Raw genomic sequence first — 12,615 nt, forward strand, 5'->3', positions numbered from 1 at the left:
CAGCGATAACAATGAAAATGCCTGCACATTTGGAGGATTTCTAACATCAGGTGGGTACATCATATTCAAAAAGAGGGGTGTCACAGCGGCCATTTCATGGCTAATGGGACACTCCTCTTTTGGTTTGAAAAAAGCTAGTCTAGCTATGCTCCGCTAACTGTACCTCAAAGCCGTCTGGATCCAGTATATATAAGAATCGCAGATGAGGATTTGGCGTGATCGGTCCGCGTGCGACGGGGATGCCTTGGTTTTTCAAATACTCTATGGCATCGTCGAGCGATTCCACTTCGAAACCAATAGAAACGCCGCATTCAGGCTTCAGTGCCGGATCGCTACCCTGAATAAGCTCGATCTTGGGCTGATCCACTGTGCCTAACATAACAATTTGTTTTCCTCTACTCTCAAATCTGCGGTCAATGGGAAGCCCCAGAATCCGGTTATAAAAATCAAGGGAAGCCTCCAGATCGCGCACCCTAAGCGTTACCCAATTCATGCTCAACTTCATGATTGTAATGTCCTCCTCTATCTATTTCTATGACAAAGCCGATTCTACTTAATTATACGCTTTCTTGTTCACTAAAAGTTCGTAATATTAAACCTAATTCACGAAGGAATACATAATTGTTAAACGCTACCTTGAATTCTAGAATGATGATATTGGAAGTATATTACTTTTTCAAATCCAAAATCATTCTGGGAGGTTGTCATAATGAAGCGTAGGCTTGTTTACGTTCTTACGATCCTAGTAATCGTTCTAGGTTCCTGGTTGTTACTGCATAACCGAGAGAATATGAGCGCTTTAGAAAAAGAAGGGAAAGAAGTGGCTAATGTGAATACTGCTGACAGTAGCGCAACAGCGACAAAAGTTACTGTCAACAATAAACAAATTCCGGTTCAATACCTGACTCCCGCTTATAAAGTTACAGTGAAGGGAGATATTTTGTATGCGAGTAAGAAAAATGAGACAGATGCTGTAGAACCTCTGAAGCTTGATCTATACGAGCCGTCTGATGATCATAACATGAAGAGACCTGTATTTATTTTCATTCACGGTGGAGGGTACACAGAAGGAGGGAAGTACGATGCAGCGGACTTTTCTACGGGACTGGCCAAGCGTGGATATGCGGTATTGGCCATTGATTATAGGCTAAAAAAAGATCCATTTACTAATTTCACCCGCACGCTTAATGACGCTTATGAAGATGTAAGCGATGTGATCCAATGGATCAATGATAACGCAGAGAATTATGGAATGGATGCAAGCCGTATTGTGATCGGCGGTGATTCAGCAGGGGGGCATCTAGCCATAAACTTTGTTAATCAATATGTATCACAGGAGCCTTCCATCATTAAACCTATATTTTCTATTGTTGATATTTATGGCGGTGATCTGACGAAAAGTGCGGACAGTAAGCTGCCGCCGGTGCTCATCATTCATGGAACGATAGACAAACTGGTGCCGTACCAGCAAAGTGTTGAATTGGCCGAACAGCTGAAAGAGAAGGGGGTGTATCATAACCTGCTCACCATGGAAGGTGTCGGACATGACTACAAGAATGATAAATACATCGATGAAATTATGGAGACGACAACACATTTTCTATGGAATGTCATGAACAGTTCTGATCTTGCAAAGCTACCGGAGAATTCCGGATTTTCGATTGCTTCCGGAGATGCTTTTGATATTAAGCTACCCGAGGTCTATCATACGCCTTCGAAGGAGTCGATCAACATCGATTTGCCCGAGGGATGGCAGCTTCGTGAAGAGGAAGCTGACAGACTTCGGATACAGGTTCCGGAAGGCTTGGTGCGAGGAAATGATACGCTGTTTGTCTCACGAGGCGAAGATCCTAAAACGGAAATGAGCTTCGCTGTCAATGTTAACGTAATCGACCCGTTGACGGTGAAATATGAGACATTTTATGATGAAGCTGCCAAGGAAATAAGAACTCATATGGATGTTACTAATCAGTCTTCGAACAATTTCAATGGTTCAGTGGAAGCGGATTATGAGACAGGACGTTCTACGCAAGGTACCTTTAGTTCTTCTGTGGAGAACCTAGAACCAGGAAAGAGTGTGCGGTTAGAGATTCCTGAACTTACTAGAGGACAACGGACGCTTAAATCTTATAATGACATAGGTAATCTATTGCAGTCGACGTTAGATTCCTTTAACGCACTGTTGTTGCCAAAACTCAGTAAGCCCGTTGAAATCAATGGTAACCTATCAGATTGGAGTGATCAGGCTCGCTTTAATGTGAAGGATATCAAAATCAGTGGTTGGAGAGGTGAGCAGGATATCAGTGCGACTGGTTCCTTAGCTTGGGATGAGGATAACCTTTATCTAGGGGTAGAAGTTATAGATGACAAGCATGAACAGTCGGCATCGGGTGATGCCATTTGGAGTGGAGACAGCATCCAGATCGGCATTGGTATTGCAAACATAGATGGAACGGTACCCTCGGAGTATCATGAACTAGGCGTGGCTCGGGGAAATGCAGGGAATCTGCTGAAGTGGCGCTGGTTAACCCCAAGGGGATTCAATATAAATGATGCCCTAGAGCTAAAGTATGCGGTGAGTCGCTCAGATTCAACAACCAGCTACGAATTAGCCATACCCTGGCGTGAACTGAGCCATGACATTAACCATGTGAAGCAAGGAATGAAGCTTAAGTTTTCGCTGCTGGTCAATGATAATGACGGCGAAGGGCGTAGAGGCTGGCTGGAATACAATAGTGGCATAGGTTCTTCAAAGGATGTTAATGCCTTCGGGGACCTATTTCTGGAGAATCAACATTAAAGCTTGGAGTTTCTAGTGAGATCATACTGGGTGGATATGATTAGCGGTTTGTCGAATGGAGAAGATGTATAAATTGTAATCAGTTGGCACAGGTTATTCCTAGAAAGAATTGGGGGGATGTATGTGCCGGGAAGTCGTGGGATTCCAGTATCTCAAGGATTTATGCTGATGATGTTGACCGCAGGACTAACCAATCACGTAATGATTATCCCTGTGCTGCTGGAGAAATCGGGGAGAGACGCTTGGATCACAGTAATCCTGGGGGCTATCCTATGTATTCCTTGGGTACTTTTTCTATATGCAATTATGAAAAAAATAGGGAATAGAACCTTAAAATTAGCCATAGATGAAGGCAGTGGTAAGTGGGCTAGAAGACTTGTAATGTGCATGATAAGTTTATATTTATTTTTCTTTGCCCTTTATACTTTAAAGGAAGTTATTGATTGGACCAAATCTACGTACTTACTAGAAACCCCTGTAACGGTTACAACCTTAGTATTAGTCCTGCTATGTGTGGCTACAGCGTATTCAGGTATCCTAACTATAGGTACCGCTGCGGGTATTCTGCTCCCTATGGTTGTAGTTTTAGGTTTTTTTGTTTCATTTTCCAATGCGAAATATAAGAATTATGACATGTTGTTACCTGTTTTAGAAGATGGAATTGCACCAGTACTACATGGATTGCCAGCGATACTTGGTGGCTTTACACAATTTATATTAGTGATCTTTCTTCGCCCGCATCTTAAAAAAAATCCCAAACTGCTCACTGTTGCCGCTTTTCATTTTATTTTGGTTATGCTCACGCTTGGTCCGACCATGGCTGGAATCTCCGAATTTGGGCCCGAAGAGATGAGAATTCAACGTTACCCGGCGTATGAACAATGGAGGCTGGTGAAGCTCGGTAAATTTATCGAGCATGTAGATTTTCTTTCTATCTTTCAATGGTTAAGCGGTGCGTATATCTCCATTTCACTTTGTATGTACCTAATGTCAGAGTATCTATTTCCTGCTTCCAAACGTTTAGTCGGAATTTTTTGTTCTGCGGTTCTGATGGCGGGTTTGTGTATTATGCCACTTAGTAATCTGCGAATGTATCATTACATTGGCGATCATATTCTTGTGATTTCTACCGTATATACAACAGTGCTGCTTGTACTTTTGTATTTGTTTATCGGTCGTTCAGAACCAACCAGTTCCGACTTAGGAGGGAAAACATCATGATTGTCACGGAAGAAAGCTTGAAGCAACGGTTTAAGGATTGTGAAGACGTTCACTTTAAAATCTATCCCGGATATAATGTGGGGGATAAGCCGTGGGGAATTCTCATTTTTGATAAAATGATGTGCGATTCTGTGACGATTTCAGAGACTTTCCTACCGGTTATCCATCGATTATGGGGCCAATCCTTAACCGATCAGCAGCCTACCAACCCAACCCAACTGGAAGCTCAACTATCATTAAAGAAATTGCCGGCCGATGAAAAAAGTATTATTCAAAATGTATTTTCTGGTTATGCGGTTCTTGTGTTTCCAGACCAAAGTGACTGTTATGCTTTTAACGCTCCAAGCAACATCAATCGGACACCTGAGGATGCCAGCACTGAAATTTCCGTTAAAGGTGCGCGGGATGGCTTTGTAGAAAGTCTAGAGGTAAATGTAGCACTAATTCGTAAAAGATTAAAGACAACGGATTTGATATATACCTCATACACGCTAGGAGAAGTTGCTGGCGTAAATGTGGGGGTGCTCTATCTGAAGGAGCGGGTAATTCCGGAGATGGTTACGGAAATTGAAGACAGGTTAAACAGCTATACTGGTGATGCACCATCAGGCATTGGAGAACTGATAGAGCATATATCCCCTTATAAGTTCTCATTACTCCCTATATTTGATTATAGCGGTAGGCCTGATTTCACCCATGATTCCTTAATGAGAGGCCGCCTCATTCTGATCCTCGATGGAAATCCAGTTGCACTGATTGCTCCAGCTAGTTTTATGCAGCTGTTATTTTCTGCTGAAGATCCTCACCTTCCATTTTATTTTGCCTTTCCATGGCGTGTTCTACGCTTGCTTGGTGTTATCATTTCCATCTTCTTGCCAGGATTTTATATTTCCTTGATGTCCTATCATCAAGATCAAATCCCATTTTCACTCCTGTCGACCGTAGCGAATACTCGACTGGGTTTACCATTTCCAGGTGCCTTTGAAATGCTCCTGATCCTTTTTCTAATGTCTCTGCTTCGTGAGGCTGGGAGCCGAATGCCCTCCTCAGTTGGTGGAACTATAACGGTTGTATCAGGGATTATCATAGGAGATGCAGCTATACGTGGTGGACTATTCTCGCCAACGGTGACAGTTATTGCTGCCATGTCCTTTGTTGCTGGTGCAACACTTGCTAATCAGGATTTTGTATATAGTCAGACCCTGATGAGGATCTTTACGCTATTTTTTTCTTCTGTACTTGGGTTATTTGGTTTTTTTATTTCAGTTTTTTTTCTCATTCTTTACACCTCTAGTCATCGGCCATTTGGGCAACCCTTTTTGGCACCCTTCTCACCCTTTTCTATCCAAAAGATCCTGCGTAATTTCATGAGGCTTCCCGGGTTACGGAAAAAGGGTGGTTCTTTATGATTCGATCTGTTGCAGGATTATACATTCTGATGATCTCTCTCTCCCTGTTGTTGACTGGCTGTTGGGATATCCGCGAGGTTCAGGATATAAACTATATAAGTGCCATCGGTGTTGATTACAAAGATGGAGAATATATTATTTATGCTCAAATGCTTGATTTCTCTAGTGTTGCGAAGCAAGAGGGAGGGGGAGCTTCGCAGGAGATACCGGTGTGGGTAGGAAAGGGCCGTGGCAAAAATTTAGCAGATGCTCTGCTGGATATTTATAAGACGAATCAGCAGTATTTGTCCTGGGGTCAGGTTACAGCTCTTGTATTGACAGAGTCTGTACTGGAGCCTGAACGAATGGAACAGGTTTTTGATATTACAAACCGCTCAGAGGAAATCAGGTATACCAAGTGGGTTTATGGTACGCATGGAGAACTGAAGGATTTGTTTACAACAACACCATTTTTCAAGCTGTCACCTCTGCATTCCTTGCTACATGAGCCAATGGAGAGCTATAAGCAGCTTTCATTTATACGTCCAACGCAGTTTAATGATTTTATAATTCACTACAGGGAAAAAGCAGCTACTGCAGTACTTCCGACACTATCTATTACGAGTGCCAACTGGAGCGAGGATATGAGGCAGCATCCTATACTCGAGATCGACGGAGCTTTTCTCATTAAGAATAAAGAGAGCAAAGGCTGGAAGAAGCGGAAGGAGCTCTTAGGAATCCGTTGGCTCGCAGATAGGAATACTCAGGCACCCGTCATCGTTGGTCCTCACGATGATCCTGTGGGGAGTGTGATGCTGCAACAGCCTCGATTCACTGTAGAGCTTATACCAACTAAAGATGGAATGAAGTATGGAATTAAAATAAAAGCACATGGTATGGTGCAAAGTATATACAAGAAAGTAGAAGTAGCGGAATTACAAAAGTTAACAGAGGATTCTCTAAGAGACGAACTGTTATCCACGTTCCGGTCAGCTGTAGCTATTGGAGCTGATCCTTATCAATTGTCACTGATTCTATTTCAAAGAAATAACAAAATTTGGAAACAATTTCAAGATAACGGAACTACATTGACGGAGAATTCTCTAGATAAGGAAAATATCGATGTGAATATAGATCTTCGTTTCTGGGGGCAGCGTAAAGATAATGTAAGGTAGTTAGAGCCGGCCAGTCATTGTGACGGGTTGGCTAAATTGTTATTGAAACTATAATTTGTCTATTATTAAAGTGTCAGTTCAATTCACTAGATGGTATGATAGGAGCGGGAGGGAATTTAAAATGACCAATGAGATAACAAATGAGAACGAAGAAACATTAAACGAGAACGAGGAAATAACCAATGATCCAGAAATGTCTGAGGAGGATATGAATAAGCTAGTGATGGCTGTTCATCATAACGGTCTCGTAGCTTTGAGAGTGCACTTTCAAGACGTTGAAGGACAAGTGTTGAATATGGAGGCCTACGGCCCGGTTTTTGTTTTTCACGTAAAGTCTGAGTTAGACCATGTCTATTCTTGTGGCTTTTTTCTGCGTGAATTGATTGCAAGATTTCAATCGGGTAAGGACCCTGCAGCATGGATGGCTTCATTCTTTGTTGATCTGATGAAGATTGAGGGAGGCAAAACGCTTCCAAAACCGCCTTCAAGTGAAGACGAAGCTAAAGCGATCATAGACAATGAGCTAGTTCCGCAATGTATTAAAGAAATCACCGAAGAATTTGCGCCAGAGGATGTACATGTGGGTCTAGCTTGGAACGAAAAACTTGGTCCGGTCTTCGAGGCTGGATTTCCAGCGATAAGCGATGGGAATAACGTATGTGCGTTTCCACTGCATTTATTGTTAACGCACTTGCAATTGAATCGGGATCCTTCCGAGCTGCTTGTTCAAGGTATGTATAACATCCGCAAGGAGCATGGATTGGAGTAAAACAGGCTCTGAGCCCTGGCCATCCATAAAACAAAGAAACGGCGAAAATGCCGTTTCTTTGTTTTATTATGTGAAAAAATGAGTAATAGTGAGATATTCTTTTGTAAAGAGCGGTTATAGGCATTCCATAGGAACTAAGGAGGTTTTCTAGTGAATATCAGAGCATTGTGTGAAGGGATAAAGCTTGATCCAGCGGCTAGACAGCAAGTTTATGAGTTTCAGTTGAAAGAGGATGAATATCTAGTTTATAAACAACATTTTTACTTTGATAGATTTTCTTTTTTTGAATCGGTGAAACTCTCGGAGGGTTATCGAAAGCTATTATTATATTTATTTGTGAGATTCGCAGTAGATGCTTATGAAGAGTATCGTATTCGTAACATTGAGGACGAGATCTATTATGATACATTCTCAGATATTCAGATCTGGTGCATGCAATGTATGCGTGATTACGGAGAATATGGTATTGAAGAATATAACTGGCTGCAAGAGCATGTTCAGCTTCGGTTATTTCGTTTGGGAAGAATGCAATTTCAACCTTTTGCGATGGACCGTGATTTAGTCGTTGATGGTTATACAATCTTTACCAATCAACTCGTGCTTAATGTGCACATTCCAGCAGGAGAGCCTTTATCAGTTCAAAGTGTGGAGGAATCCTTTCAGTTAGCCAGAGCTTTTTTTAGAGGAATAACTCCAGTGTTTATTTGTCATTCATGGCTGCTTGATCCGGAACTAAGGGAGGTATTGAACCCAGAATCGAACATTATTAAGTTTCAAAGTCGGTTCTACATTTATGAAGTCGACAAAAGTTCCAAGGAAGCAGAAGAAAGAATATTTAGTAAACTAAGTATGACCCCTCAAGAGTACGTAGAGAACACTCAACTGCAACGGAGTGCAAAAGCTTTTTTAATTGCAGGAGGTAAACTAGGAAGTGGCTATGGGATTAAAGTACATAAGTAAGGTTGAAATCTTGGCATATTACGGATAGAGAAGACGTACACTGCAAATGAAGTGATGCGTTAACCTGACGCTGGCTGTAATAGCTGGTTTTGGGGATAGTGTTTTGTTTTTTTTAAAACGAAACCGGTTTCAAATGTGCGAGCGCGCCGTGCAATGAAATCAATAAGATCAAAGAGGTGATTCTATTGGGCTGACCCTGGGCAGATATCGTCTTAAGCATTCCAGTGTCCTATAATTTTTTTTATTTATTAGGAGGAGACGATGATGTTGAGAAAAGGAAAAATGCTAAGTCTATTTCTGCTGTTTACACTCATGATTGCTCTAGTGCCTACTGGTAATTCAAGTGCAGCTTCTAACTGGAATCTGGTATGGAGCGATGAATTTGACGGGAATTCTCTGAATACGAATAATTGGTCGGCTGAAATCGGCACAGGGAGCGGTGGCTGGGGTAACAATGAACTTCAGTACTATACTAGTCGTCCGCAGAACCTGCAAGTTACGGGTGGGAATCTGGTGATTACAGCGCAAAAAGAATCCTACGGTGGAATGAATTACACCTCTGCACGGATTAAAACACAAGGACTCAAAAGTTTTACCTATGGGAAAATCGAAGCTAGAATCAAGGTGCCCTCGGGTCAAGGACTCTGGCCGGCATTTTGGATGCTTGGATCAAATATTGATACAGTAGGTTGGCCTAAATCCGGTGAAACAGACATTATGGAACGTGTGAACAATAATGCTTTTGTTAATGGGACGGTACACTGGGATGCCAATGGGCATGCCGAGTATGGGCAGGTATCCGGAAATCTGGATTTCTCTCAATACCATGTGTACAGCGTTGAATGGGATGCGAATTATATCAAGTGGTTTGTAGATGGCAACCAATTTAATGCTTTTTATATTGAGAATGGAACGGGCAATACAGAGGAGTTCCAAAAACCCTTCTTTATCCTGCTAAACCTTGCTGTTGGTGGGAATTGGCCTGGAAGTCCAAACGCTTCAACTGCTTTCCCGGCGCAAATGCTGGTTGATTATGTACGTGTGTATCAATCCGCGCCTACCTCAAGCATCGTTAGTGGTGGGATTTATACCTTAGCCGACAAGGCTAGTGGCAAGGTTCTGGACGTAGTGGATGTATCCACAGCAAGTGGGGCGAAGATGCAGCAATGGACCAATTACACAGCTAATAACCAGAAATTCAAGGTGGAAAGTGCAGGAGACGGCTACTATAAGCTGACAGCAGTGCATAGTGGAAAAGTCTTGGATGTGCCAAACTCATCAACCACCAGCGGTGTACAGTTGCAGCAGTGGGATGACAATGGTAGCAACGCTCAGCGGTGGAGTATTGTAGATGTAGGGGGTGGCTATTACAAACTAATTTCTAAAGTGAGTGGATTAGCTATGGATGTAAACGGAGCCTCAACGGCAGATGGCGCAGCGGTTCAGCAGTGGACGGATAATGGAAGCGATGCTCAGAAATGGTTTTTTACTAAAGTGAACTAAAAGGATCTTTATACGATCATGTTTAAGACAAACGGCAGAGATGCCGTTTTTTATTTTTTTGTAGAATATAGATACACTTATCAGAAGGCATCATTTCATATTTTAATATTCCTCTATCTGATATACTGTGATTAATAGACTTGAATTCTAAAAAATGCTACTAAAATAGATTGAATTTATTGTATTACCTATAGCATTTATACATATTCGGAGGGGTTATCATTGATTGTTGGAACTAAACTCCATATCCCTCGTGTTCGTAAAACATTGGTCTCTCGCCCAAGGCTGATGCGTAAACTTAATGAAGGAATGGACTACAAGTTGACGCTTATTTCTGCTCAAGCTGGTTATGGCAAAACCACAGCATTAAGTGAATGGATTAGACATTGTGATACGCAAGTAGCTTGGGTTTCATTAGATATGCAGGATAATGATTGGGCTCAGTTTTGGAGTTATGTAACAGCCTCTATCCAAGAGAGTTGCCCTAGGTTTGGATCAACGGTTCAACCCCTTCTGATGAATGGGCCTTCTATGACTTTGGAGCCAGCGATAGTAGCGCTATTGAATGAGTTAAATAACTTAACAAGTGAACTACTTATTATTCTTGATGATTATCATGTCATCGAAACCCCCACAATACATCAGTCTATGGCTTATCTACTTGAGCATTTACCTCCCCATATTCATCTATATATCGTTAGTCGAACCGATTTGACCATACCCACTACTAGGCTTTTGGCAAAAGGTGAGTTACATCGAATCATCATGCAGGATCTGCGTTTTCAATTGGATGAGGGATTTGAATTTTTTCGGGATACAACCGATTTGCGATTAACCAAAGATCAAATTACCGAGCTTTATGATCAGACCGAAGGCTGGATTAGCGGCTTACAGCTAGCGGCGATTAGTCTGAAACAAAGTGATAATATAAATGCGACGATTCATCAAATTAGAGGTCAACAGCAGCATATATCTGATTATTTGCTAGAAGAAGTATTTCATCATCTACCGGATTCTGTACGCACTTTTTTACTGGAAACCTCTATTTTAGATCGGATGAATCATTCCTTGTGTCAAGCTGTAACCGGTCAAATGAACTGCCAAGAGCAATTGGTAAGGTTAGTCCATTTGAATTTATTCGTTATCCCCTTGGATGATCAAAGGAATTGGTACAGGTATCATCATTTGCTTTCTGACTTTTTGCAACAAATATTGTTCAGAACAGATCCGGAAAAGTGGATGCAAGTACATACTCGAGCGGCAAAATGGCTGGAGGAGCATGGTTTTGATGAAGAAGCGGTGGAACATTATATAGAAGGAAAACGGTTCGCAGATGCTGTTCGTTTGATCGAGAAGAATCTTCATACGTTGGTGCAATCGAAAAGCGTTGTTTTGATTCGATGGGTGTCTGCTTTGCCGGAGAACTCTTTTGCAGAGAAGCCGATGATTGAATTGTTTTATATCTCTGTATTGCTGGGAGTTGGAGAATGGAAGACGGCATTTAAGAGAGTAGAGCAGGCTGAAATTCGGTTTCTAGCGTTGCAGGGGAAAATGGATGATGCCCAGTGGAATCAGATTATGGGTAATATTTACTTTTTCTGTTCAGTTACCACCTATCTGCAAAAGGACCTTGAGCGAACGTCGGCATACTTTGAGCTCGTAGAGCAATTCGTGCCAGAAGGTAGTTTTTTTCAAACGATGGGGCGTAATCGATATCAAGGGAATGATGTGTTTGATGATCACTTGGCGCTTATTAATGATCTTCATGCAGCAGAAGCCTTCCTATTAAAATGGATTACAGTTTGGGAGAACAAACAGGAGTATCCTTTTGTTGGTTATTTGTATGCTTCTTATAGCAAATTGCTCTATGAATGGAATCGATTGGACGAAGCTGAACGGTATGCAAGTAAAGTCCTTGAACGTAAGGACATGCAGCCTTTCGCTCGAATTTTGATTCACAATTACACTAGCGCTTCAAGGATTCAGCAAGCCAAAGGAGATCCAAAGCGAGCATCACAGCTGCTTACACAGTTGAAATTGCAAATTGACTCTCCTGACTATGATTTGTTTATGTTAGGTGTTGAAGCGGAGCACGCATGTTTATCTCTACAGCAGGGTTCGCTTCAAATGGCTGTGGAATGGTTGGGGGAATGCGGTTTGGCACATACGGACGAAATTCCCATGAATCGAATCGCAGAGTACCTAGCTTTGGCAAAAGTGCTGGCTGCATGTGAACGTTCAGGTGAATCCTTACAAGTATTGGATCAACTGAATCTTTTGTTATCCAAGGAAGATCGTCTCCGAGATCAAATTAAGGTATGTATTGCGCAAAGTATGACGTATCAATCCATCGGTCAAACTGAGGCAGCTTATCTACTCTTGGAGACCGCTTTACATCTAGCAGAGCCAGAAGGCTATATCCGCAGCTTTTTGGATGAAGGACCTAAGATGCAGGAACTGCTATCTACTTATCTGAAGGTACAGATAGGCAGTCTAATTCCCGATCCAAAGCTTTCGTTGTCTTATGTGAAGCAGCTGATCCAGGCTTTTAATGTAACCATGGAAGGAAAGCCATCTCTCAAAGAAATATTAACGGAACAGGAAATGAAAGTTCTACATTTAATCGCAAGTGGGCTGTCGAATAAAGAAATCGCTGATAAGCTATTTGTTACAGGTGAAACAGTGAAATTTCATATTAAAAATATGTATAGAAAGCTTGGAGTAAACAATCGTGTGCAAGCGCTCCAATATTTCAATACATTCATATAATAGGTATGAAGCCCCCCTATAAGTAAGACT

9 protein-coding genes are annotated in these 12,615 nt (G+C 41.8%); 8 read left to right on the top strand and 1 reads right to left on the bottom strand.

Annotation, left to right across the window (positions count from 1 at the left end; all coding sequences use genetic code 11):
• Positions 1 to 139: 139 nt before the first annotated feature.
• Entirely contained in the window at positions 140 to 505 is a 366-nt protein-coding gene (locus tag MHB64_RS10105; protein WP_094871477.1) for a VOC family protein, read from the bottom strand.
• A 204-nt stretch (positions 506 to 709) separates the two neighbouring features.
• Between MHB64_RS10105 and MHB64_RS10110 the strand changes: the two genes are divergently transcribed.
• From MHB64_RS10110 to MHB64_RS10145, 8 genes are all read left to right on the top strand, one after another.
• Positions 710 to 2,800 carry an alpha/beta hydrolase fold domain-containing protein gene (locus MHB64_RS10110; RefSeq protein ID WP_341134333.1) on the top strand — a complete coding sequence of 697 codons (2,091 nt, stop codon included), beginning with the start codon at positions 710 to 712 and terminating at the stop codon, positions 2,798 to 2,800.
• A gap of 117 nt (positions 2,801 to 2,917) precedes the next feature.
• Positions 2,918 to 4,021: a GerAB/ArcD/ProY family transporter gene (locus MHB64_RS10115; protein WP_445671606.1), complete on the top strand. Its 1,104-nt coding sequence runs from the start codon at positions 2,918 to 2,920 to the stop codon at positions 4,019 to 4,021.
• Positions 4,018 to 5,430 (top strand): spore germination protein, encoded by a 1,413-nt coding sequence (locus MHB64_RS10120; RefSeq protein WP_094871474.1) that lies wholly within the window; start codon positions 4,018 to 4,020, stop codon positions 5,428 to 5,430. Before MHB64_RS10115 ends, MHB64_RS10120 begins: the two co-directional genes overlap by 4 nt.
• Positions 5,427 to 6,584 (top strand): Ger(x)C family spore germination protein, encoded by a 1,158-nt coding sequence (locus MHB64_RS10125; RefSeq protein ID WP_341134334.1) that lies wholly within the window; start codon positions 5,427 to 5,429, stop codon positions 6,582 to 6,584. Before MHB64_RS10120 ends, MHB64_RS10125 begins: the two co-directional genes overlap by 4 nt.
• 121 nt (positions 6,585 to 6,705) lie before the next feature.
• A complete protein-coding gene (locus MHB64_RS10130; protein WP_094871472.1) occupies positions 6,706 to 7,353 on the top strand; it encodes a hypothetical protein in 648 nt (215 codons plus the stop codon).
• Between the two features lie 150 nt (positions 7,354 to 7,503).
• Positions 7,504 to 8,313, top strand: coding sequence for an acyltransferase domain-containing protein (locus MHB64_RS10135; RefSeq protein ID WP_094871471.1), 810 nt, complete (start codon positions 7,504 to 7,506; stop codon positions 8,311 to 8,313).
• 264 nt (positions 8,314 to 8,577) lie between these two features.
• Positions 8,578 to 9,816 (top strand): RICIN domain-containing protein, encoded by a 1,239-nt coding sequence (locus tag MHB64_RS10140; RefSeq protein WP_341134335.1) that lies wholly within the window; start codon positions 8,578 to 8,580, stop codon positions 9,814 to 9,816.
• A 222-nt stretch (positions 9,817 to 10,038) separates the two neighbouring features.
• Entirely contained in the window at positions 10,039 to 12,585 is a 2,547-nt protein-coding gene (locus tag MHB64_RS10145; protein ID WP_341134336.1) for a LuxR C-terminal-related transcriptional regulator, read from the top strand.
• The last annotated feature ends 30 nt before the right edge of the window (positions 12,586 to 12,615 follow it).

The organism is Paenibacillus sp. FSL K6-2859 (assembly GCF_038008265.1).
GTDB lineage: Bacteria > Bacillota > Bacilli > Paenibacillales > Paenibacillaceae > Paenibacillus_AQ > Paenibacillus_AQ nitricinens.